General features: G+C 37.7%; 20 protein-coding genes. 11 read left to right on the top strand and 9 right to left on the bottom strand.

What is annotated here, in order from left to right; all coding sequences use genetic code 11:
* Nucleotides 1–52: 52 nt before the first annotated feature.
* The 5 genes from lpdA to msrB (DSM03_RS06450) all read right to left on the bottom strand — a co-directional run bounded on the left by lpdA (nucleotide 53) and on the right by msrB (DSM03_RS06450) (nucleotide 3,822).
* A complete protein-coding gene (lpdA, locus tag DSM03_RS06430; protein ID WP_128761245.1) occupies nucleotides 53–1,429 on the bottom strand; it encodes a dihydrolipoyl dehydrogenase in 1,377 nt (458 codons plus the stop codon).
* A gap of 88 nt (nucleotides 1,430–1,517) precedes the next feature.
* Nucleotides 1,518–2,084 (bottom strand): uracil-DNA glycosylase family protein, encoded by a 567-nt coding sequence (locus DSM03_RS06435; protein WP_128761244.1) that lies wholly within the window; start codon nucleotides 2,082–2,084, stop codon nucleotides 1,518–1,520.
* An 18-nt stretch (nucleotides 2,085–2,102) separates the two neighbouring features.
* Nucleotides 2,103–2,633, bottom strand: coding sequence for a collagen-like protein (locus DSM03_RS06440; RefSeq protein ID WP_128761243.1), 531 nt, complete (start codon nucleotides 2,631–2,633; stop codon nucleotides 2,103–2,105).
* 133 nt (nucleotides 2,634–2,766) lie between these two features.
* A complete protein-coding gene (gene msrB, locus DSM03_RS06445) occupies nucleotides 2,767–3,165 on the bottom strand; it encodes a peptide-methionine (R)-S-oxide reductase MsrB (RefSeq protein WP_128761242.1) in 399 nt (132 codons plus the stop codon).
* 186 nt (nucleotides 3,166–3,351) lie between these two features.
* Nucleotides 3,352–3,822, bottom strand: coding sequence for a peptide-methionine (R)-S-oxide reductase MsrB (msrB, locus tag DSM03_RS06450; protein WP_128761241.1), 471 nt, complete (start codon nucleotides 3,820–3,822; stop codon nucleotides 3,352–3,354).
* A 182-nt stretch (nucleotides 3,823–4,004) separates the two neighbouring features.
* On the opposite strand from msrB (DSM03_RS06450), the gene DSM03_RS06455 reads away from it, so the two are divergent.
* From DSM03_RS06455 to DSM03_RS06480, 6 genes are all read left to right on the top strand, one after another.
* The gene (locus DSM03_RS06455) at nucleotides 4,005–5,939 is read left to right on the top strand and encodes an alpha-1,4-glucan--maltose-1-phosphate maltosyltransferase (RefSeq protein ID WP_128761240.1); all 1,935 of its coding nucleotides are present in this window, start codon (nucleotides 4,005–4,007) and stop codon (nucleotides 5,937–5,939) included.
* Nucleotides 5,940–5,982: 43 nt separating this feature from the next.
* The gene (locus tag DSM03_RS06460) at nucleotides 5,983–7,620 is read left to right on the top strand and encodes a phosphotransferase (RefSeq protein ID WP_128761239.1); all 1,638 of its coding nucleotides are present in this window, start codon (nucleotides 5,983–5,985) and stop codon (nucleotides 7,618–7,620) included.
* Nucleotides 7,613–9,532, top strand: a complete 1,920-nt coding sequence (glgB, locus tag DSM03_RS06465; RefSeq protein ID WP_128761238.1) for a 1,4-alpha-glucan branching protein GlgB — start codon at nucleotides 7,613–7,615, stop codon at nucleotides 9,530–9,532. Before DSM03_RS06460 ends, glgB begins: the two co-directional genes overlap by 8 nt.
* Before the next feature lie 109 nt (nucleotides 9,533–9,641).
* Nucleotides 9,642–12,035, top strand: coding sequence for a glycoside hydrolase family 31 protein (locus tag DSM03_RS06470; protein WP_128761237.1), 2,394 nt, complete (start codon nucleotides 9,642–9,644; stop codon nucleotides 12,033–12,035).
* 91 nt (nucleotides 12,036–12,126) lie between these two features.
* A complete protein-coding gene (locus DSM03_RS06475; RefSeq protein WP_128761236.1) occupies nucleotides 12,127–12,939 on the top strand; it encodes a M48 family metallopeptidase in 813 nt (270 codons plus the stop codon).
* A gap of 80 nt (nucleotides 12,940–13,019) precedes the next feature.
* Nucleotides 13,020–14,354: an MFS transporter gene (locus tag DSM03_RS06480; RefSeq protein WP_128761235.1), complete on the top strand. Its 1,335-nt coding sequence runs from the start codon at nucleotides 13,020–13,022 to the stop codon at nucleotides 14,352–14,354.
* Nucleotides 14,355–14,420: 66 nt separating this feature from the next.
* Here DSM03_RS06480 and DSM03_RS06485 read toward each other — a convergent pair whose 3' ends face one another.
* From DSM03_RS06485 to DSM03_RS06500, 4 genes are read right to left on the bottom strand one after another with little or no spacing between them, the layout of a single operon-like run.
* Nucleotides 14,421–15,149: a head GIN domain-containing protein gene (locus tag DSM03_RS06485; protein ID WP_128761234.1), complete on the bottom strand. Its 729-nt coding sequence runs from the start codon at nucleotides 15,147–15,149 to the stop codon at nucleotides 14,421–14,423.
* Nucleotides 15,150–15,167: 18 nt separating this feature from the next.
* Nucleotides 15,168–16,271 carry a hypothetical protein gene (locus DSM03_RS06490; protein WP_128761233.1) on the bottom strand — a complete coding sequence of 368 codons (1,104 nt, stop codon included), beginning with the start codon at nucleotides 16,269–16,271 and terminating at the stop codon, nucleotides 15,168–15,170.
* Nucleotides 16,252–16,809 carry a DUF4179 domain-containing protein gene (locus DSM03_RS06495; RefSeq protein WP_128761232.1) on the bottom strand — a complete coding sequence of 186 codons (558 nt, stop codon included), beginning with the start codon at nucleotides 16,807–16,809 and terminating at the stop codon, nucleotides 16,252–16,254. The genes DSM03_RS06490 and DSM03_RS06495 overlap by 20 nt, the downstream gene beginning before the upstream one ends.
* Nucleotides 16,810–16,816: 7 nt before the next feature.
* The gene (locus DSM03_RS06500) at nucleotides 16,817–17,377 is read right to left on the bottom strand and encodes an RNA polymerase sigma factor (RefSeq protein ID WP_128761231.1); all 561 of its coding nucleotides are present in this window, start codon (nucleotides 17,375–17,377) and stop codon (nucleotides 16,817–16,819) included.
* A 226-nt stretch (nucleotides 17,378–17,603) separates the two neighbouring features.
* Here DSM03_RS06500 and lon point away from each other — a divergent pair, with 226 nt between their 5' ends.
* The 5 genes from lon (at nucleotide 17,604) to DSM03_RS06525 (ending at nucleotide 24,864) form a co-directional block, all read left to right on the top strand.
* A complete protein-coding gene (gene lon / locus DSM03_RS06505; protein ID WP_128761230.1) occupies nucleotides 17,604–20,054 on the top strand; it encodes an endopeptidase La in 2,451 nt (816 codons plus the stop codon).
* A 163-nt stretch (nucleotides 20,055–20,217) separates the two neighbouring features.
* The gene (gene porQ / locus DSM03_RS06510) at nucleotides 20,218–21,237 is read left to right on the top strand and encodes a type IX secretion system protein PorQ (RefSeq protein WP_128761229.1); all 1,020 of its coding nucleotides are present in this window, start codon (nucleotides 20,218–20,220) and stop codon (nucleotides 21,235–21,237) included.
* A gap of 43 nt (nucleotides 21,238–21,280) precedes the next feature.
* Nucleotides 21,281–21,976: a (d)CMP kinase gene (gene cmk, locus DSM03_RS06515; RefSeq protein ID WP_128761228.1), complete on the top strand. Its 696-nt coding sequence runs from the start codon at nucleotides 21,281–21,283 to the stop codon at nucleotides 21,974–21,976.
* Between the two features lie 117 nt (nucleotides 21,977–22,093).
* A complete protein-coding gene (locus DSM03_RS06520; protein WP_128761227.1) occupies nucleotides 22,094–23,263 on the top strand; it encodes an MFS transporter in 1,170 nt (389 codons plus the stop codon).
* Between the two features lie 170 nt (nucleotides 23,264–23,433).
* Nucleotides 23,434–24,864: an NAD-dependent succinate-semialdehyde dehydrogenase gene (locus tag DSM03_RS06525; RefSeq protein ID WP_128761226.1), complete on the top strand. Its 1,431-nt coding sequence runs from the start codon at nucleotides 23,434–23,436 to the stop codon at nucleotides 24,862–24,864.
* Nucleotides 24,865–24,885: the final 21 nt, after the last annotated feature.

Consider the following 24,885-nt stretch of genomic DNA (forward strand, 5'->3'; position numbering starts at 1 on the left):
AAAACCTGCAATCAATAAATTGCAGGTTTTTTTATTTTAAATGCAAGCGATGTTATAAGTGAATTACTTCATCATATGCAGCAGCTACAGCTTCCATCACAGCCTCACTCATTGTAGGGTGTGGGTGTACAGCTTTTAATACTTCGTGACCGGTAGTTTCAAGCTTACGACCTAAAACCGCTTCAGCGATCATATCAGTAACGCCGGCACCAATCATATGACAACCCAACCATTCCCCGTATTTTGCATCAAAAATAACTTTTACAAATCCGTCTTTGTTTCCAGAAGCACTTGCTTTACCAGAAGCAGAGAAAGGGAATTTACCAATTTTCAATTCGTAACCAGCTTCTTTAGCTTGCTTTTCAGTCATACCTACAGAAGCAATTTCAGGAGAAGCATACGTACATCCCGGGATGTTTCCGTAGTCTAGTTTCTCGACGTGCATTCCTGCTAATTTCTCCACACAAATGATACCTTCAGCTGATGCTACGTGGGCAAGTGCCGGACCAGGAGTAATATCACCAATGGCATAATATCCTGGCATGTTGGTTTGGTACCAGTCATTTACGATAACTTTGTCTTTATCAGTAATGATACCCACATCTTCAAGACCTATTCCTTCAATATTGGTTTTAATACCCACTGCCGAAAGAACGATATCAGCTTCTAGCTTTTCTTCTCCTTTTTTTGTCTTAACAGTCGCAACAACGCCGTCACCAGATGTGTCAACAGATTCTACTGAAGAACCGGTCATAACTTTGATCCCTGCCTTTTTAAGACTACGCTCAAATTGTTTAGAAACTTCTTCATCTTCAACCGGAACAATGTTTGGCAAATACTCAACGATGGTTACTTCTGTTCCCATTGAATTGTAAAAACTACCAAACTCACAACCTATCGCCCCAGAGCCTACTACAATCATCTTTTTAGGTTGCTCTTTTAAAGTCATCGCCTCCCGATAACCTATTATTTTTTTTCCGTCTTGCTTAAGGCTTGGTAACTCACGAGAACGCGCACCGGTTGCAATAATGATGTTATCAGCACTGTATTCTGTGCCGTCAACATCAATTTTTTTACCAGGTTTTAGTTTACCAAAGCCTTCAATAACGTCTATTTTATTCTTTTTCATTAAGAATTGAACACCTTTGCTCATTCCTTCTGCAACACCACGACTACGCTTTACAACAGCATCAAAATCTTTATCTGCACCATCAACTTTAAGACCGTAATCTTCAGCATGTTTAAGATATTCAAATACCTGTGCACTTTTTAGAAGGGCTTTAGTGGGAATACAACCCCAGTTCAAACAAACGCCTCCAAGGCTTTCTTTTTCTACAATAGCGGTTTTAAAACCTAATTGTGAAGCTCTGATAGCTGTTACATAACCACCGGGTCCACTTCCTAAGACAATAATATCGTATTTACTCATAGTTTTCAGTGAAATTTGAAGGCACGAATTTACGCATAAAAACCCTAAAAAACGAACGCGGCTGCGCTTGTGATTTTGAGAGTGTTGGTTATTTTAAGCGCTTTTTAATCTCGTTTTGTAAAACAGGAATCACATCGGTTTCAAACCATTTGTTTTTGTTCATCCAAAAATGATTTACCGGTGAAGGGTGGGGGAGTACAAAATAGTGGGGCAGATATTCTGTGAAATTCTGAATACGACTGGTAAGCGTGAGTTTGTCTCGTAAATAATAGGTTTGTGAGTGATTACCGATTAATATATAGAGTGGGTCGTTTTTAAAGCGATCTGTAATTTTTTTATGCCAAAGCGGTGCACATTCTGGTCTGGGAGGGAGGTCGCCGGTTTTGCTTTTACCAGGGAAACAAAAGCCTAAAGGCAGAATCGCAAAATTATCGGGATTGTAAAAGGTTTTTTCATCTACATCAAGCCACTCTCGTAAACGTTTGCCACTGGGGTCATCCCAGGCGATTGACTTTCTATGAGCGATTTTTCCCGGAGCCTGGCTGGCCAGAACAATTTTACTTTGAGGCGAAGCCGAAATAATAGGATTAGCTCCTAAAGGCAAAAAAGGCTTACAAACGGAGCATTTTCGTATTTCCGTGAGTAAGCCTTTCATAAGTTTAATTCTTAAAGCCTATTGAAGCGTTTTAATATCAGTCTCGTTCAATTCTAATGCGCTAATAACTTCATGATAGTTAGAGAAGTCACCGTTGAATTCTGCTACGATATCAGATGGCACAATCACTAATCTTACCACGCGATTATCTGTGTAAAAGGTTGAAATATTACTTAAATTGTAATTTCCTTCAATTAATAATTCAGCATCTGTCATTGTATGGTTAAAACTATATTGTAACGTACCATTAGCAGTGAATTTATTTAGCGGTAATTGACTCCAGGCTAGAATGTCTCCGCTATCTCCGGGAACTTCTTCCTGCAAGTATGCTAGAATTGCATCACCTTCCAAAACTTCAAGATCACTATAATTAAGTAGGGATGTCCATAAATTATCACCTGCAACATAGTCAAAATTCACATTGTATTCTACAGTTTGCCCTACAACGTTAACTCCATCAACTCCAGGAGGACCTTGTGGTCCCGGGTCACCTTCACAAGCTGTAAATCCTAAAGCAACTATACTAAGTATTGTAAATAATTTTTTCATCGTTTTTTGTTTTTGAGTTTATTGCTAAAAGTAAATCAAGAGTCATTCCGAAACTTTTAAAACTATGCTAAAGCTATAAGTTTTAATAAATTATTAACGAATTTGCTTTTTTCGGTTTGTGCTGATAATCAATCTAATTACTGTCGTAATCTATTGAGGCAGAGTTCACACAATATCGTTGGCCGGTTTCTGTAGGTCCATCATCAAATACGTGACCTAAGTGACTGCCGCAATTGGCACATAAAATTTCAGTTCGCATCATTCCAAAAGTGGTATCACGCACATATTCTACAGCACCGTCTATAGATTCGTCAAAACTGGGCCATCCGCAACCGCTTTCAAATTTGCTATTCGCTTCAAAGAGTTTTGCATGACAAGCACCACAATGATAGGTGCCGTCTGTTTCAAAATGCAGATTGTATTTACCGGTATGGGGTCTTTCAGTCCCTTTACCACGCAATATATGATACCGTTCTGGACCCAACTCTTCTTTCCATTGAGCTTCCGTTTTTTGTATTGGATATTCTTTCATATTATTTTTTATCATTTCCGCACTTCGACTCACTCAGCACAGGCTTAGGCGGAAATCTTCAGAGTTTCAAGATTCTTTTCCGGTTTTTGCTAGACTCAGCATAAGCTTTTTCTGAAATCTAGTGTAAATTCAAATTCTCTTTCCGTACTGTGTTCTGAGAAAATCTATTTAATTGTTTAAGTCTTACTAATTTGAAGGAACAAAGCGTAGCGCAACACCGTTTATACAATGTCGCTTACCAGTAGGTTTTGGTCCATCGTTAAAAACATGACCTAAATGACCACCACAATTTGCGCAATGTTCTTCACTACGGGTGTAGCCCAATTTGTTATCTGAGCCAAAAGCAACATTTCCTTCAATATAATCGTAAAAAGACGGCCAGCCTGTACCACTGTCAAACTTGGTATTGCTTTTAAAAAGTGGGTTTTGGCAAGCTGCACAAACATAAGTACCTTCTTGTTTGTTATCTAAAAGAGCACTACTAAAAGGTCTTTCAGTAGCTTCCCGACGCAAAACCTGAAATTCTTCAGGACTTAACTCTGCTTTCCATTCAGCATCTGTTTTAGATACCGGAAAAGTTTCTTGTTTGTCATTTTGAGCTGTTCCTTTACAAGCGTTAAAGCTTATTAACAGGATTAGTAGAAGTATTTTTTTCATTATCGTTTTTTTTAAAATTACGCAAAGCGCTATCCTTTGGTTTGTTTTAGTCGCACATTTAACAAAAGACTAACGCGTGTTATGTTTGTTAAGCCTTTGTCAAATTCATATAATGTATCGGCTTCTAATTAATTATTGCTATTTTTAAAGGTATTCAACTGAAAATATAAAACTAACTAACCTTGACTAGAGAACGTATAGTAATTGAGAATGTAGAGCCCCAACTGCAAGGCGGGGACTTTTTTATAAAGAGAGTTATTGGTGAACTGGTGCACGTTACTGCAGATGTTTTAGGTGATGGGCATGATGTTGTAGAAGCTGAAGTTTGCTATAAATGGGAACAAGATAAAGTCTGGAAAACCGAACGATTAGCGCACAGAGTTAACGATGCGTATTCAGCTAATTTTGTAGTTGAAAATCAAGGTTTTTATGAATATAAAATTCGGGGTTGGATTGATCATGCTTTAAACTGGCAGCACGGTATTGAAGCAAAGTTGAAAGATGCGCAATATGTGAAAAGTGAATTACTTGATGGGATTCAATATCTTGAAGCAGTAGAAGCAAAGCTAGATGAAGATGGAAAGAATTATGTGCGTATTGTAAAAGAGCTTTTTGCTGATGAGCAACGCTATGATGAGGCATGTCGCTATGCAGTTTCTGAAGACTTACACCGCATTTTTAAAGATAATCCTACTCGCAAATTTGCAAACGAGAGTGCTACATTAAAAATATATGTAGACCGCTTAAAGGCACGTTTTAGTACTTGGTATGAGTTTTTTCCACGTTCTGCAAGTCAGGAGCCGGGTAAACACGGTACTTTTAAAGATTGTGAGCCTTTGTTGCCTCGTGTAGCCTCAATGGGGTTTGATACGTTATATTTTCCGCCCATTCATCCTATTGGAGAGGTAAATCGTAAAGGAAGAAACAACGCTACCAATGCAGAAGAAGGAGATAGTGGTGTGCCGTGGGGAATAGGTTCACATTTGGGTGGGCATAAATCTATTCATCCAGAGTTGGGTTCTGAAGAAGATTTTAGAAACCTTATAAGTCATGCAAATAATTTAGGGATAGAAGTGGCGATGGATTTAGCATTTCAGGCTGCGCCCGATCATCCCTATTTAAAGGAGCATCCTTCTTGGTTTAAAAAGCGTCCAGATGGTACAATGCAGTATGCAGAAAACCCACCTAAGAAATATCAGGATATCGTAAATTTCTATTGGGAGTCTGAAGATTTTAAAGATCTATGGAAGGAGTTATTGAGCATTGCCTTTCACTGGATAGATTTTGGAGTAAAAGTTTTTAGAGTTGATAACCCACATACTAAACCCTATTATTTCTGGAACTGGTTTATTTCCGAAATAAAGAAAAAACATCCAGATGTACTGTTTTTAGCAGAAGCATTCTCACGTCCTAAGGTGATGCAGCAGCTCGCAAAACAAGGTTACAGTCAGTCGTATACGTATTTTACGTGGCGTACGAGTAAGCACGAATTGACCGAGTATATCACCGAGTTGACCCAGACCAATCAAAAGGAATATTTTAGACCTAATTTTTGGCCAAACACGCCAGATATTAATCCGTATCATTTACAAGGTGCTAATGAGGCACAGCATATAATTCGTTATGCGCTCGCCGCTACGTTGAGCTCAAACATTGGGCTTTATGGTCCTGTGTATGAATTTATGGTAAGTGAACCAGTTCCAGGGAAAGAGGAATATATGAATTCTGAAAAATATCAAATATGCCACTGGGACTGGAATACAGATAACAAGCTCATTCGCCTTATTACTAAGATTAATGCGATCAGAAAACAACATGCCGCATTGCAACAGACTAACAATATTAGATTCTGTGATTTACATAATGACGGTATGATGGCATTTTATAAATGGAATCAAGACCGAACCAGTGAACTGCTCATCGTGGTTAGCCTTGATCCTTATTATAAACAAGCTGGTAGCTTGAGATTGCCTTATGAATCTATGAACCTTGCACCTGGGTCAGAGCTTATGTTAAAAGACCTGGTTACAGACAGTACGTATACTTGGAATGATGAATGGAATTATGTAGAACTACACCCGGCTATGCCATTCCATATTTTTCAGATCTTTAAATAGAAACCTATATAAAAGAACAACTAACTTTTAAAGAAACTAATAAATGGCTCAGGATCAAGAAATAGATGGTCGCATTTCGTTTAAATATGACTCAGATTGGAATACCCTAACTGAGTTAGACCGGTTTAGGAAAGAGTTGTGTGATGATATTCTAGAGCCTTATATTCTTAACCAGCGTTGGTATGGCGGTAAAGCCAGTGCGCTCAAGTATATTGAGATCATAGACTGTTTTCCTATAGAAGACGATCACGATCTTTTTTATGGTATTGTTCTAGAAGTTAATTTTAAAGAAGCTTTTGTACATAACTATTTTTTACCCATTGCTTTTGTAACAGATCAGTCATTGATAGGCGATAAATTTATCGCACATTTAAACTTAAATGGTACATCAGGATTTCTGGTAGATGCATTGCTGTTAGAGTCTTTCCGAAAGCAAATCTTTGAAAAAATATTAGAGGGCGAAAAGTATAGATATAAAGAAGTTGCTTATCGTCGTGGTCGTTCTAATACCGCACAATCGTACAAAAGCAGTAAGTTGATGGGAGTAGAGCAAAGCAATACTTCAATCGTTTATAATGATAGTTATATTCTGAAAATTTTCAGGAGAGTATATGTAGATGAGAATCCTGATTATGAGATAAGCAAGTACCTGACGATGAAAGGTATTTTTAAAAATACTCCAAAATACTTAGGAAGCATCACCTTAAAATTCAGTAATAAAAATGTGATCACACTGGGGTTGATGCAAGAGCTTGTTCCTAATCAAGGAGATGCCTGGGAATATTTTGTACATAATCTTAAACTTACTTTTGAAGAACTTTCTAGACAAAAACCCAAATTAGAAACTTTAAGACCTACAAGATATCTACAGCAAATTGCGATCACAGATATTCCGCCCGCATTATTAGCCTGGTGTCCTGTAGCATTTTTTGAAGATGTCTCCCAGTTGGCATTGCGTACAGCCCAGATGCACATAGCATTAGGGCAAGAACGGGTGAATACAGCATTTACGCCACAGGCTTTCAGTAGTGATTATTCGGTTTGGTTAAAAAACAGATTGATTTATCAATTTGAAAACCGCATCAACCTAGTAGAAAATAACCTTCATAAGTTAGAAGGATTGCAGTTAGATTTGGCAAATGAACTGTTAAGTAAAAAAAAAATAATCAGAAAGCAACTGCTTGATTTTGATGAAGCTTTGCTTAAAAGTGAACGTCTGCGTATTCACGGAGATTACCACTTAGGTCAGGTTCTGGTAAAAGATCGTGATTTTTATATTATAGATTTTGAGGGCGAGCCTGAAAGCACCATCAGAGACCGAAAGGTAAAACAACCTCCTATAAAAGATATAGCAGGGATTTTCAGATCTTTCAATTATGCAATCTACGCGACAATTTTCAACAATTTTGAACAATATAGCTATGCGTTAGAAGAGCTTTTTGAAGTTGCAGAAGTGCTTTACAGTCATATAGTAGGAGTGTTTTTAAAAACCTACATCAATGAAGTACAAACAGCCAATTTAAATATTGGCTACATTAAAGAAATCGAATTTTTATTGCAATATTGCCTGTTAGAGAAAGCTGTATATGAGTTGGGTTATGAGTTAAACGCTCGACCACGATGGGCTATAATTCCATTAAAAGGAATCTCTAATATTCTTAACCAACAACACTATGAGTAACGTACACGTTTACAGTTTATTTTCAGAATTTGACATCTCGCTATTTAAGGCCGGTAAGCATTTCAGACTCTATGAAAAACTGGGTTCACACCCTATGACCGTTAACGGTGAAAAGGGAACTTATTTTGCGGTCTGGGCGCCCAGTGCAAAATCTGTTTCTGTTGTGGGAGACTTTAATTTTTGGATAGAAGGAGACCATAAGTTGAATGTACGTTGGGATGGCAGCGGTATTTGGGAAGGTTTTATTCCGGGTGTTGAGCCAGGCACAATCTATAAGTACAAGATTCAGTCTAATAATAATGATATTAAGACCGAAAAAGCCGATCCGTTTGCAAGACGCGCAGAGCATCCACCTAAAACAGCTTCAGTAGTTTATGATGCAAATTATAAATGGAAGGATAAAAAATGGATGACTACCCGGGCAAAATATAATTCGCTAGACACCCCATTTTCAGTATATGAAGTACATTTGAGCTCTTGGCGCAAGACAGGTGAAGAGAATCGGAGTCTGAGCTATACCGAGATGGCTGATGAACTGGTGGCTTATGTAAAGAAAATGGAGTTCACGCATGTGGAATTTATGCCAATAATGGAATACCCTTACGATCCAAGTTGGGGATATCAGTTAACAGGATATTTTGCACCTACTTCTAGATTTGGTTATCCCGAAGAATTCATGTTATTAGTAGATAAATTTCATCAAGCAGGTATTGGGGTGATTCTCGACTGGGTTCCTTCGCATTTTCCTGAAGATGCTCATGGTTTAGGTAATTTTGATGGCTCACACTTATATGAGCATCCAGATCCGCGAAAAGGGTGGCATCCAGATTGGAAATCTTTGATCTTTAATTATGGTCGTAATGAAGTACGGGCATTTTTAATCAGTAATGCATTGTTCTGGTTAGATCAATATCATATTGATGGTTTACGTGTAGACGCAGTAGCATCTATGTTGTATCTTGATTATTCTCGTGAAGACGGGGAATGGGAGCCTAATGAATTTGGCGGAAGAGAAAATCTAGACGCGATTTCGTTCTTAGAAGAGCTGAATATGACGGTTTATAAAAACTTTCCTGATGTTCAAACCATCGCAGAAGAATCTACAAGTTATGCAGGGGTTTCAAAACCAGTATTTTTAGGAGGTTTAGGTTTTGGTATGAAATGGATGATGGGGTGGATGCATGATACGCTTGAGTATTTTAAAAAAGAACCTGTTTATAGAAAGTTTCATCAGAACGATATTACCTTCAGCTTAACTTATGCGTTTTCAGAAAACTTTATGTTGCCCTTATCGCACGATGAGGTAGTATATGGTAAGAAATCTTTATTTGATCGTATGCCGGGAACTGAATGGCAGCGTTTTGCTAACCTACGCTTGATGTTTGGCTATATGTTTACCCATCCCGGGACTAAATTGATTTTTCAAGGAGGTGAATTTGCACAAAGTTCAGAATGGAATTTTCAGCAAAGTTTAGATTGGCATTTGCTCGAATATGATTTTCACATTGGCTTACAGCAATGTGTTATCGATCTTAATAAATTATACAAAACACATCCTGCTTTATTTGAAAAACAATTCAGTCATGAAGGTTTTGAGTGGATCGAGTGGGCAGATGGCGAGAACAGTGTGCTTACATATATTAGAAAAGGGTACAAGTCTAAAGAATCTGTATTAGTAGTTTGTAATTATACTCCGGTTCCCCGGGAAAACTACAGAATAGGTGCGCCAGCAGAATTATATAAAGCAGGAGGCAAACTCCGAGAAGTTTTTAACAGTAACGCTAAAAAATATGGTGGTAGCGGTGATTTTATTTTAGAAAGTGTTGCAGTAGAAGCTGTACCATGGAATAATAGAGAAAACTCTATAAAAATAGATTTAGCACCACTTGCAGTAATGGTTTTTGCACTTTAAATATATTGAGCTGATTGCAACGTTGTAGTTAATATCTTTTACTTTAGTGAACTAGATTCCCCCTAGAAACCCTTAATTTAGTAATCCCAACACGTTATAAAGACTACTTATGATTATTAATACGGAGTTAGAACAAAAGGGTAATCAGTTTCCCAATGCCGTTGTAAACGTCCGGCAAGAAGTAGATACACTATATTTTACCACAGAAAATAATATCATACTAGAATTAACGGTTTTACGCGACAGTGTGATTCGGTTTAGATATGGTACGCGTGGTATACTAGAAGATGATTTTTCGTATGCAATAGATCCTGAAAATCACATAGGTTACAACTATCTGGAGCTTACGGAGAATAAAAATTTCTACATAATCACCACAGCTAAACTTATCATTAAAATAGAAAAGATAAGTCTGCAGACTAAAATTCTTGATATTGAAGGAAATCTGATCAATGAAGATGAGATAGGTTTTCATTATGAAGAAAGTTTTCCTTTAGGTGGAAACATAGTCAAAATGAGTAAACGCTCACATCCGGGAGAAGCTTTCTACGGTCTGGGTGATAAGCCGGTTCATCTCAATTTAAGAGGGAAAAAGGTTTCTAATTGGGCTACAGATTCGTATGCATTTGGTAAAGACACAGATCCGATTTATAAAACGGTTCCTTTTTATATCGGTTTAAAAGATAAACGCGCTTACGGAATTTTCTTTGACAATACTTTCAAGTCTAATTTTGATTTTTGTCATGAGCGATTAGATGTAACCAGTTTTTGGGCGCCTGGAGGTGAAATGAATTATTATTTTCTCTACGGTCCTGGGATGAATGAAGTAGTAGAAAATTATACACATCTTACCGGTAAGCCAGAATTACCTCCGCTGTGGACTCTCGGCTTTCAGCAGTGTAAATGGAGTTATTATCCTGAAAGTACTGTAAAAGGAATTGCTCGAAAATTTAGAGATCTTAAAATTCCTTGCGATGGCATCTATCTGGATATAGATTATATGGAAGGTTTCAGGTGTTTTACCTGGAACAAAGAATATTTTCCAGACCCAAAGCGCATGGTGCAGGAGTTACTTGATGATGGTTTTAAAACCATAGTTATTATAGATCCGGGAATTAAAATCGATCCGGATTATTGGGTTTATAAAGAGGCTTTAGAAAAAGATTATTTCTGTAAACGTGCAGACGGTCCTTATATGATAGGTAAAGTTTGGCCGGGTGAATGCGCCTTTCCAGATTATACTAATCCTGAAGTTCGAGAATGGTGGGCCGGCTTATTTAAAGAATTAGTAGGTGAAATAGGGGTGCGTGGTGTTTGGAATGACATGAACGAGCCTGCAGTAATGGAGGTTCCCGGAAAAACATTTCCTGATGATGTGCGACACGATTATGATGGTCATCCGTGTAGTCATCGTAAAGCCCACAATGTCTATGGTACACAGATGGCACGAGCTACTTACGAAGGGGTAAAAAAGTTTGTTTACCCAAAACGACCTTTGGTTATTACACGTTCAGCATATAGTGGTGCGCAGCGCTATACTTCATCTTGGACTGGTGATAATGTTGCAACCTGGGAGCATTTATGGATTGCTAATAACCAAGTGCAGCGTATGTGTTTGTCTGGTATGTCTTTTACCGGTACAGACATTGGTGGTTTTGCAGAACAACCTACTGGTGAGTTGTTTGTGAGATGGATTCAGCTTGGAGTTTTTCATCCGTTTTGCAGAGTGCATTCCAGCGGGCATCACGGGGATCAGGAGCCTTGGTCTTTTGATGATGAGGTGACAAATATCACGCGTAAGTTCATCGAAATGCGTTACACGCTTTTACCATATTTATACACGATGTTTTACGAGTACGCCACAGATGGTGTCCCTATGCTAAAACCTTTAGTGTATTACGATCAGGCAGATGTGCATACCCATTACCGTACAGACGAATTCATTTTTGGAAACAATATATTAGTTTGTCCTATCCTAGAACCTAATTCTAAAGGGCGCAGGATGTATTTGGCACGTGGGAACTGGTATGATTACTGGACTAATGAAGTTCTTGAGGGTGGTCGTGAACTATGGGTAGATGCAGATTTTGATACCATCCCGATGTTTGTAAAAGCAGGTTCAATTATACCACGATACCCAGTGCAACAATTTGTAGGGGAGAAGGTTATTGAAGAGTTAAAACTCGATGTTTATTTCGCCGAAGAAACTATAAAGTCTCAGGTTTATGAAGATGCGAACGATGGTTATGATTATAAGAAAGGGCGTTATAGTTTACGGAGTTTTAAATTGACCGGGAAGAGAAATGACTTGACGATACAACAACACAAGTCTGGCACCTATGAGACTGAATACGACATTATAAAACTTAACCTAATAGGTTTACCTTTTGTTATCACGAGTATTAAAGTAGATAATGTCACCTATGATTTAAACAATCTGGATAAAAAAGATAAGTATCTCAAATTACCTAAGGGCTTTTCAGTTGTTCATTTGATAGGATAATTTTCACAAGTTGTACTAAAATTTAGCTAAATGTTAAAATGCAAGAGGTTATAATTTGTAATTTCAACTCGCTAATCTTTAATAAACTAAAATGAAATTAAAACAAATACTGGTCGCATTTATGACTATAGTGCTCGTTGTAAGCTGTAAAACCAGTCCGTTTACTGGTAAGCAAACGCTCAACGCCTATAGTAATGATAAAATATTTCCAATGGCTTTTCAGCAATATAATCAGTTTTTATCTGAAAATACTGTTGTAAAAGGAACAGCTGAAGCCGCTATGGTCCAGCGCGTAGGAAATAATATAGCAAAAGCAGCAGAACGTTATATGACTGCTCTTGGGTATCCCAACTATCTTGATGATTACCGATGGGAGTATAGCTTAGTAAAAGATGACGCAGTAAACGCTTTTTGTATGCCGGGAGGTAAAATTGTAGTATATACAGGGATATTACCTATTGCACAGGATGAGACCGGTCTGGCGATGATTTTAGGTCACGAGTTGGCTCACGCATTAGCGAATCACGGAGCCCAGCGTATGACTGCACAACAAGGTCAGGCTATTGTAGGAGCAGCGGGCGGTATTGCGCTTGGCGATTCTAGAGCAGGGCAATTGTTCAATCAATATTATGGGACAGCAAGTACTGTAGGGGGTATTTTACCGTTTAGTAGAAGCCACGAAAGTCAGGCTGATGAGATAGGAACTATCATAGCAGCAATTGCCGGGTATGATCCTTATGAAGCTCCTAAACTTTGGGAACGTATGAAAGCTCAGGGAAGTTCAGGTACTCCAGAGATTTTAAGTACACATCCATCTCCAGATACACGTATACAGGCATTAAATCAAATCGCACCGCGTGCAGTTGCAGAAGCTAAAAAATTCGGAGTTACATCTTTTAAATAGGATAACGCAAAAATAAAAAGTAAAAGCCGCTCTATTGGAGCGGCTTTCTTATTTTAGCCGATTCAACTAGTTATTTTTTTATGGAAGCTTTACCAAAAGGGAGTAAGAAACTTTTAAATGCCTGGGCCTTTTATGACTGGGCTAATTCGGTTTATAGTCTGGTTATTGCGTCAGCAGTATTTCCTATCTTTTATGGAGCGCTAACGCTAGTTAAAGATGAGAACGGAAAGATCTTAGATGATACCGTGAACTTTTTTGGTTTTGACTTCAATAATGATACACTCATAAGTTATGTGACCGCTGCAGCTTTTTTAGTAGTTTCCTTTTTAAGCCCTTTTTTAAGCGGGATTGCTGATTATGTAGGGAATAAGAAAACCTTTATGAAGTTTTTCTGTTATTTGGGAGCAGTTTCCTGCATAGGATTGTTTTGGTTTAATATGGAGTATCTCTGGTTCGGACTCTTATGCTATTTTCTGGCATTGATCGGTTTTTGGGCTAGTCTGGTTTTTTACAACTCCTATTTGCCGGATATCGCTTTTCCTGACCAACAAGATAAAATAAGTGCCAAAGGCTATTCTTTAGGTTATGTGGGAAGTGTGATTTTACTCCTTGTTTGTCTGGCAATGATCTTGATGTATGAAACCTTTGGTTTTGAAGATGAAGGTCTGCCTACACGATTATCTTTTGTATTAACTGGTTTATGGTGGATAGGCTTCAGCCAGTATACCTATTACTATCTCCCAAAAGGAAATAAGAAAGAAAAGCTTACTAAAAATGTGCTGTTTAATGGTTTTAAAGAGCTGCGTAAAATCTGGAAAAAGCTGAAAGAAGATAAACCAATGCGTACGTATCTCACTGCTTTTTTTGTGTATAGTATGGCAGTGCAAACCATAATGCTTGTCGCAACCTATTTTGGTATTGAAGAATTAGATTGGGGTACTACAGATAGTACAACCGGACTTATCGTTAGTATTTTGCTTATTCAACTGGTTGCTGTTTTAGGAGCTTGGTTAACCTCAAAAGCTTCGGCGAAATATGGAAATATTCAGACGTTAATTGTGCTCAACTGTATTTGGATCGCGATCTGTGTTTATGCGTATACGATTACGTCACCATTTCAGTTTTATTTTACTGCTGCATTTGTGGGGCTAGTTATGGGAGGAATACAGTCATTATCACGCTCAACGTATTCCAAATTAATTCCTGAAGGAGAGAAGGACACTGCTTCTTATTTTAGCTTCTATGATGTTTCAGAAAAAATAGGTATTGTAATCGGGATGTTGAGTTATGGCTATGTGGCTCAATTAACTGGAAGTATTAGATATGCTATTCTGTTCTTCATCGTATTTTTTATTGCCGGAGTAATTTTGTTATTATTTGTTCCTCGTAAGCGTATAACTAAACAGACAGAATAAAAAGAGGCTGTCTATTAAGACAGCCTTTTTCAGATTTGATTGATGAATTTACTCTATAATCGAGTTTTAATTTCTGACGCTTCCAGAGCCTACGACTTTAGAATCTACTTTATTAGGCTTGCCACTGTAAATTATATCACCAGAACCAGCTACAGAAGCTTTAAGTGTCCCTGTATCACAATTAAGGCTGATGTCGCCACTACCTGCAATACTGGCTTCAACATCAATACTGCTCAATCTTGAAGCTTCAAGATCACCGCTTCCGGCAACTTTTAAATGTGTTTTTTGAGCACTACCGCTTATCGAAAGATCTCCAGAACCTGCTACTGATGCGCTAACATCCTGAGCATTTACCTCTAAAACCATATCACCGCTTCCTGCCACAGCGCAAGAAAATTTCTGCGCATTAATAGGGTCTTTCCCTATCACATCACCAGAACCAGCCATGCTTACTTTTTCAATATCTTTAAAAGGAACAGTAACTGTTATGTCTTTATTTCTGCTGGTTCTCAAGCTAACGCCATCTTCAGTATAAATCTTTAACTTGTTCCCTTTTACTTCTGTGATAATATATTCCTGAAGGTTTTCTTCTGCTTCAACACTTATTTTACCTTCATTTCCGGCAACTAGAATAACGGTAAAAGAACCGGCGACACCTATTTCATCATAATCTCCTACGTTACGATCATTAGTGGTTAAATTACCATTACCTTCAATTTTTTTTCCTCCCCACCATTGTGCGTTTACAGAACCTGAAACTAACGCGATAACTACTATTAGTACTAATTTTTTCATTTTTTGATTGATATTTGATTAATTGACTTTATAGAAACTCACACCACCATATTCCGAATTGATGCTTAAGTTATTTTTAGCAGAAGCACTACCGTAATAGCCTTCATAGTATTTATCTGATGATTCAATTTGACGCTTTGTGATCTCAAACTCCTCCTCACCCTTAAGACTAGCGTAATCAAGCTTGATTATAAAATTGAATTTATAGGCTGCGTTGTAACCAACTTTAACTCCGGCATATTCTGTATTGATACGTACATTACCAGCATTTGCGGTAAGCTCATCAATACGTAGCGAACCATAATCCATATTCAAATCAAGGTTCCCGCTTACTTTACCCAGTTTTACGCTAAGATAATCAGAGCTTCCTTCTATATTATTTGCAGCGTCTAATGATACTCCACCATAATCACAACTGAATTTGAGGTTTTTGACGGTACCAAAATTTGACTTGGTATAATCTGCATTAAGCACTACATTTTCTGCTTTTTCAAGTGTGAATGAACTGTAGTCAGCGCTTATTTTACCACTTTTCATATAAGTGATATTCGAGTTATTGGTATAATCAAAGCTCAATACGTTATTATCTGCTAACAGTTCGCCTAGATCCAGATGTCCATAGTCACAAGATATTTTAGCAACACCTTTTATTTTATCTATCGAAATACCACCATAATCATTACTCAAGTCAACCTTATTTGTAACCGGAACTTTGATCTTATAGTTAATTTCCATATTTACGTTATTGTTGCTTGAAGTCCAGCTGCTCCACCACGAGCTTCTGCCTTCTTCAATCTCTGTACGAGCAGAAACCATATCAGCGCTGGCATCAAATTTCACTTCGATTTCATTAAGTTTTTCCATCACTTTATCCTCGTCATTACCGTTTGTTTTTACAATAACCTCAATAACGACTTTGTTCTGTTCCCAAGAAATCACGTCTACATTTCCGTAGCTATTATTGATTTTAAGCAACGCATCTGAATTAACGTTGTATTCTTTAGTAATTTTCTTTTCTTTAGTATAGCGACCTTTAAAACGATCAGGATCGTTTCCGTTAGCAAAGGTCACCGCGCTGGTTACCAAGAAAAGTAATAGGGTTTTATAGTAATTGATCTTCATAATCGTTTGTTTTAATTTTTTTGATTGATTCTATTTCTTTTAAAACAGTGTTGAGTAAATCTATACGTGCCTGAAAATTGGCAATCATCGCATAGATCACACGTTTATCCTCCCCGCTGGTAGCCAGATCATTGGTAAGTTTATTATAATCTTTTTCAAGAATTTCGAGTTGTACAAGCGCATCTTCAACCAGTTTTTGGGTTTGTGGAGTGCGAGCTTCATTAATATTGTAAAGCTCTTCTTCAATTGCTTTTGTAAAGAAGTCTTGTGTTTTAGCCATTTCTGGAGAAACGGCTGCAAGACCTACATTTGAAACTGTGGGTTTTACGGTTGCATAACCTGCAAATACAATGAGTACAATTGCGGCTGCTGCTGCCAGAGGTTTCCACCAGTCTAAAGTACGGGTGGTAACAACTTTTTCTTCTTTTTTACGTTCTTTGAGTTTGTCTAAAAAGCGCAGTTCATGACCATCTCCGGGCTCGGCAATGTCAAAACAGTCTCGCTGTTCTTCAAACCAGTTTTCTAAATTCGTTTTCATAATTCTTTTATTCTGTGATTAAATCACTTAATTTTTTTCTTAAACTTTCTTTCGCTCGGGAAACAGTCGTTCTGCAATTGGCATAACTTATTCCCAGTATTTCACTCATTTCTTCATAATCATAACCTTCTATTAGGTTTAAGGTTAGAGCTACTCTGTAATTCTCTTTGAGATGATTCATAGTTTGCATTACACGCTGTATTTCAAGATTGTCTGTATCGCACTCTGTGATGCCTTGGTTTTCATCTTCAAGTCTGTACATTGTGTCTTCAAGATCATCTTCTTTGCGACGTACACGTTTATTGTAGCTGCTTATACTATTGTTTACCACAATACGCTTAAGCCAACTGCCAAATGTAGCTTCACCGCTATAACTTTCAAGCTTCGTAAAGGCACTTAAAAAGGATTCTTGCATAACATCTTCGGCTTCAGCGTTATCCTTTACAATACGTAGCGAAGTATTGTACATGGCTTTGTAATAGCGCTTATAAACCGCAAGTTGCGCTTGCTGATTTCCGTTTCTACATTGCTCGATGAGCAAGTCAATATGATGGTTAGTAGTATTCAATAGGTTAATGCTTCAGTATAAAGATACAGTTCGTTAGGTTTTGTTACAGTTGTTAGAATTTTTTTTCAAACCTTTAAAAAAATTAAGGTGGCATAACAATTGAATTATATTTAAAACAAAATACCTCTAGAGGCTCAATAGCCCGTTAATAAAGAGGTTAAACCAAATAAAAAAGATCGCATTGTTCTGAATATTTAAAAATTATGACAATGTGGCGTTAAATAATATGGCTAGAACAAAATTTACAAATCTTGACAATCTGTCATTGCAGGACTTTGAAGGAGATGCTGAATTAATCCCGTTGATGACCCCTGAAGATGAAGATGAGATAAATCGTGAAGAATTACCAGAGACCTTACCTATTTTACCGCTTAGGAATACAGTTTTATTTCCGGGTGTGGTAATCCCAATTACTGCAGGACGTGATATGTCTATAGACTTGATCAACGAAGCAAATAAGGGTTCAAAAATTATAGGTGTTGTTTCTCAAAAAGATGAGACTGTAGAAAATCCTTCTGCAGACGATATCAATACTACAGGTGTAGTGGCTCGTATTTTACGAGTTTTAAAAATGCCTGACGGAAATGTTACCGTTATCATTCAAGGAAAGAAACGTTTTAATGTAGCTGAGGTTATTACTGAAAAACCGTATCTGGTTGCAACAGTACGTGAAGTTCCTGAAACACGCCCCGAGAAGAATTCTGCTGAATTTAAAGCGATCATAGAGTCTATAAAAGAACAGGCTTTACAAATCATAAAACAGTCGCCTAACATCCCAAGTGAGGCTGGTTTTGCTATAAAAAACATAGAAAGCGAATCGTTTTTGATCAATTTTGTGAGTTCTAATATGAATCTCACGGTTTCTGAAAAACAAGGACTTTTAGAAATCAATGATTTGCAGGAGCGTGCTTTGCAAACTTTGCGACACATGAATACCGAAATGCAAAAACTGGAGCTGAAAAATGATATTCAGAGCCGGGTGCATAATGATATGAGTCAGCAGCAGCGCGAGTATTTCCTACATCAGCAGATGAAAACTATTCAGGAAGAACTGGGTGGTGTTTCTCAGGAAGATGAGATCGAAGAAATGCGCCAGCGTGCAAAGAAGAAGAAGTGGGACGAGAAAGTTGGTAAGCAGTTTAAAAAAGAGCTTGCCAAAATGCAGCGTATGAACCCACAGGTTGCAGAATACAGCATTCAGCGTAATTACTTAGATCTGTTTTTAGACCTTCCTTGGAATAAATTCAGTAAAGATAAATTTGACCTGAAACGCGCTAAGAAAATACTAGATCGAGACCATTATGGTCTTGACGATGTTAAAAAACGTATTATAGAATACCTAGCGGTTCTTAAATTACGTAATGATATGAAGTCGCCTATTCTCTGCCTTTATGGGCCTCCGGGAGTAGGTAAAACTTCTTTAGGAAAGTCTGTAGCTGAAGCTTTAGGACGCGAATATGTACGTATGAGTTTAGGTGGTTTACGTGACGAAGCTGAGATACGCGGTCACCGTAAAACCTATATAGGTGCGATGCCGGGTAGAATACTTCAAAGTTTAAAAAAAGCAGGTACTAGTAATCCTGTTTTTGTGTTGGATGAGATTGACAAGTTGAGCAATAGCAATCAGGGAGATCCTTCTTCGGCTTTGCTAGAGGTTTTAGATCCTGAGCAAAATGCGGAGTTTCACGATAACTTCTTAGAGTTAGGTTTTGATCTTTCTAAAGTGATGTTTATTGCTACAGCAAACAATTTAGGTACTATTCAGCCGGCATTGCGTGACCGTATGGAGATCATTAATGTAACGGGGTATACTATAGAAGAAAAAGTAGAGATAGGTAAACGTCACTTGCTTCCAAAGCAATTGAAAGAACATGGTGTTACTGCAGACCAACTTAAAATCGCTAAACCACAATTAGAGAAAATAGTTGAGGGGTATACCCGTGAGTCTGGTGTGCGAGGACTAGAAAAACAAATCGCGAAAATGGTGCGCTATGCAGCTAAAAATATTGCGATGGAAGAGGAGTATAATGTAAAGATTGATAATGCAACGGTTATTGATGTGCTGGGTTCTCCTAAACTACAGCGCAACAAATATGAGAATAACGAAGTTGCCGGAGTGGTTACCGGTTTGGCCTGGACGCAGGTAGGTGGTGATATTCTTTTTATAGAATCGATACTTTCTAAAGGTAAAGGAAACCTTACGGTTACCGGGAACTTAGGGAAAGTGATGAAAGAGAGTGCAACACTTGCCATGGAATACATTAAATCTAATGCCGAAGAACTGAAATTAGATCCATCGGTATTTGAGAAATACAATGTGCATATTCACGTGCCAGAAGGAGCAACTCCAAAAGATGGTCCTAGTGCGGGTATCACCATGTTAACTTCATTAGTTTCGTTGTTCACCCAACGTAAAGTGAAGAAAAATATAGCAATGACTGGTGAGATCACGCTTCGAGGAAAAGTACTTCCTGTGGGAGGAATTAAAGAAAAAATTCTTGCTGCAAAACGCGCCCATATTAAAGAGATTATTATGTGTGCTGAGAATGAGCGTGATATCAAAGAGATCAATGATGAATACTTAAAGGGGCTAACTTTTCACTATGTAAATGATATGAGTGAAGTTCTAGAGCTGGCTTTGACCAATCAGAAGGTTAAACGAGCTAAAGAACTCTAGTATTTAAGATCTATAATTCAAAGCCCGCTTTCTAATACAAGCGGGTTTTTTTGTGGAGACGAAATAAAGTAAATTATCTTTGAGCGTACTTGGGATACCTTTTTAATTTCGACTATAGTGTAACTTTGTTAGTCTTTAGAAGGGTATTGTTGCAAACGAACTTATGTTAAAAAAGCTATTACTGCTTCTTACTTTACATATGGGACTTACTGCTGTTGGGCAGTTAGGTGGTCGTGCAACGTACCAGTTTTTAAATTTGGTTTCTTCGCCTAAGCAAGCTGCCTTAGGAGGAAAATTGCTTACCGATCAAAGTTATGATCCCACTTCAGGCTTGTTTAATCCGGCTTCAATAAATACGGAAATGGATAACCAACTCTCTTTAAATTATGTCAATTATTTAGCAGATGTAAATTATGGTACGGTAAGTTATGCGTATGAATACGACCGCCGTACGCAAGTGATTCATGCAGGAGTAACATATGTTAATTATGGTACCTTTCAAGGTTTTGATGAGCGGGGTAATGCAACCTCAGACTTTAGTGGAGGAGAAGTGGCTTTTTCTGTAGGGTATGCTTATAATATTCCACGAACTGATTTTTTTATAGGTGCAAATGCAAAATTGATTTCGTCTAAGCTTGAAGAATACACCTCACTGGGAGGAGCTGTTGATCTCGGAGTTTTATATGTCAATGAAGGTTTAGATCTCAATATTGGCGGTGTGGTGCGTAATATAGGAACGCAGTTTACCGCATATGATGTGACCTATGAAAGGCTTCCGCTAGAAGTTGATTTTGGGATATCTCAAAAGTTAGAACACGTTCCGATTCGGTGGCATTTTACTCTGGAAAATTTACAAAGCTGGAATGTAGCTTTTGCCAATCCGGCACGGGAAACTTCAGATTTAAGTGGCGATACAACTTCAGAAAACATAAATTTTTTTGATGAAGCTTTACGACATATGATTTTTGCAGCAGAGTTATTTCCTGATAAAGGCTTCAATATAAGGTTGGGTTATAACGTAAGAAGAGCTGAAGAACTACGTATTGTAGATCAGCGTAGTTTTGCCGGCCTCAGTGCCGGTTTCTCTATTAAGTTTAATAAATTGCGCCTGAGTTATAGCTATGCCAGATACAACAGTGCTGCAAGCTCAGGTTTCTTCGGTTTGAATATTGATTTAAGATAGATGAGATTCAAGCCGATTAGTTTTAATATTCAACTCTTAACTTTTGAAAAAAATCACCATTGCTATAGACGGTTATTCTTCTACCGGAAAAAGTACAGTAGCTAAAATGTTAGCTAAAGAATTAGGTTATGTCTATGTAGACACTGGAGCAATGTACCGTGCAGTTACGCTTTATGCTATGCGTAAACTTTTTATAAGAGAAGGTCATTTTGATAAGGAGGCACTCGTAAGACATTTATTTATGGTTTCCGTTAAGTTTCAAATGAATACTAAAACCGGGATTGCAGATATGTATTTGAATGGTGAGAATGTAGAGAAAGAAATCAGAACTCTGGAAGTATCTAATTTTGTAAGCCAGGTTGCTGCGATTCCTGAAGTGCGTAAGCTTATGGTAAAAAAGCAACATGAAATGGGAAAAGAAAAAGGTATTGTGATGGACGGTCGCGATATAGGTACAGTTGTTTTTCCTGATGCAGAATTAAAGGTTTTTATGACTGCGACTGCAGACGAGCGTGCCCGAAGACGTTTTGAAGAATTGAAAGCTAAGGGAGATGATGTAAGCTACGATGCTGTTTTAGAAAACGTTCAAAAACGAGATCAACTAGATACCAGCCGCAAAGATTCACCCCTTGTTCAGGCAGAAGATGCGATACTCCTAGATAATACGCATACGAATATCGAAGATCAATTCCATATACTTCTTCAGTTAGCAAAAGACCGTATATTTGGTAGATGTTGATTAACTCAATAATCGAGATTTAAAACTTCGAAGCTTTACTCAAAGTATAAAGCTGTTTTCTTTTAACGCCTTGTAAACTTGTTTAAGGCGGCTTATTAAAACCTTTCAATAACCTTAATGAAAGCTACCCAACTCAATAAACCCTTGCTATATCTTATGGCAGTAGGAGCAGGTCTTGTTGTTGCAAATAACTATTATAACCAGCCGTTACTCAACTTAATTGCAAATACTTTTAACGTAACCGAGGCGCAGGTGAGTAATATTCCACTTGCGACACAGTTGGGTTATGCTTTTGGGTTGTTATTTATCATTCCTTTAGGAGATAAATTTTCAAGGCGTAAAATCATTCTTGTAGATTTTTTAGCAATTATTTCAGCGTTGATTGTTACTGCTTTGGCTCCCAGTTTATTGGTTTTGACGATTTCAAGTTTTTGTGTGGGATTTGCCTCTGTTGTTCCACAGTTATTTGTGCCTATGGCTGCTCAATTAGCTACAGAAGAAAAACGAGGTAAAGCTATAGGGATCGTGATGAGTGGCTTGCTGATTGGAATTTTAGGCAGTCGGTTTTTAAGTGGAATGATAGGTGAATATTATGGCTGGCGGTTTATGTATTACCTCGCTGCCGGAATTATGGTTATTTACGCCATACTCCTGTATTTTAAACTTCCTGATGTTGCGACAGATTTTAAAGGAACTTATGTGCAACTTATGCGTTCTTTGCTGAAGCTTTTTAAAACCAAACCTGATGTACGTATTGCTGCATTGAGAGGTGCACTTGGCTTTGCAGGTTTTAGTGCGTTCTGGACCACACTGGTTTTTCTGATGGAAGCTAATTTTGGTTACGGTAGTGGTGCAGCCGGACTTTTTGGTGTATTGGGAATGGTGGGTGCATTAGGCGCAACATTAGCGGGAAAACTGAATGATAAATACAATTCCCAAAATCTAATTTATATGTTTTCTGGTATTTTGATCGTATCGTGGATTGTGTTTCAATTTTCAGGAAGTTCATTAATAGGTTTAGTAATAGGAGTTCTTCTCGTAGATTTTGGATTGCAGTGTTTACACGTGACCAATCAGAATATCATTTTTAAAAAGAATCCAGGAGCACGCAATCGCGTAAACACCATTTATATGGTAATCTATTTTATAGGAGGTGCATTAGGTACTGTTACCGGAGCCTATGCCTGGCAGCATTATCAGTGGACAGGTGTTGCGATTTTAGGTCTGGTTTATTCGGTATTGATCATTATTCTTCAGTTCTTATTTCGGTGGAGGCATAAACAATGAATTTTCAGTTTTAGAGATTTTCAGAAATCTGTTATGCTAAATTACCCATAAGATGTGCTTAAGGCTTTATTAAAACCACTTGGTTGAGCGATACTACTCATTAACTTTAAATAAAATGATCGGCAGCTTGTAAATGCAAGTAAAACCGAAAAACTATTTAAAAGAAAATTATGAGTACAGATATTTTAGAGAAGCCTAATGCAACGCAAAAAGCTTCAAGTAGCAATTCAATTCAAACGATAAACCCAACAACGGGTAAACCGCTTCAAAGTTATAAAATGATGACTGATCAGGAGGCTAGTGACGCTGTCAAAGCAACTCACGAAGCTTTTTTAAGGTGGAAAACACTATCGTTAGAGGAACGAGCAGATTTTATAAAGAAAATAGGCGAAAGCTTAACCAAACACAAAGACAGTCTTGTAAAATTGATGACTGAAGAAATGGGGAAACTCACGAGTCAGGGAGAGCAGGAAGTTGACCTATGTGCCGCAATTTGTGAATATACCGCAAAGAATGGCCCGGAAGAGTTGAAAGATGAGGAGCGTACATTACCGCAAGGCGGTAAGGGATTAATTACGTATTCGCCTTTAGGTGTAATTTATGGAATACAACCTTGGAATTTCCCAACATATCAGGTGATGCGTTATACGATAGCTAACTTAATGGCAGGTAATGGTATTTTACTGAAACATGCAGAGAACGTTACTGGCTCTGCGTTATTGATTGAAAAGATCATAAAAGATGCTGGTTTGCCAGAAAACATATTTACGGTTCTGAGAATTTCTCACGATCAATCTGATGATATCATTGAGAATGATTTAGTACGTGGAGTAACTTTAACTGGTAGCGGAACCGCAGGTAAAGTCGTAGGCGAAAAAGCAGGGAAAGCTTTAAAGAAAACTGTTTTAGAATTGGGTTCTAACGATGCATACTTGGTGTTAGATGATGCTGATATTGATGTTGCGGTAGAATGGAGTATTAAGGGTAGAACGTATAACAACGGCGAGACTTGTGTAGCTGCAAAGCGCTTTGTTGTGACCGAAAAAGTCTACGACGAATTTAAAGAGAAGTTTGTCGCCGGAATGAAAGAATTAAAATACGGGGATCCTAAAGATGACGCTGTAGATATGGGACCAATGGCACGTAAAGATTTACGTGAAAAACTGCACGATCAGGTAGAAGAAAGTGTTACCAATGGAGCTGAAATTTTATGTGGAGGCAAGTTACCAGAAGGTGATGGCTATTTTTATCCAGCAACTATTTTAGGTAATGTTAAACCCGGTCAACCTGCATATGATGATGAATTATTTGGTCCGGTTGCTTCTTTAATAAAAGCTAAAGATAATAAAGATGCAATGCGTATAGCTAACGATAGTCGATTTGGTTTAGGTGGGGGTATTTTCTCTAAAGATGAAGATGCAGCATTTGAATTGGCTAAGAATCATTTTGATACTGGTATGGTATTTATCAACAGTTTTGGTCTGGCTCAGCCTAATATGCCTTTTGGTGGAGTAAAAGCATCAGGTTATGGTAGAGAACATGGTGGTTTTGGTATTAAAGAATTTGTAAATGAGAAAGCGATAATGAGACTCAATAGCTAAAATTAAATTTAGATATTTAAA

This window comes from Leeuwenhoekiella aestuarii (assembly GCF_004104055.1).
In the GTDB taxonomy this organism is placed as follows: Bacteria; Bacteroidota; Bacteroidia; order Flavobacteriales; family Flavobacteriaceae; genus Leeuwenhoekiella; species Leeuwenhoekiella aestuarii.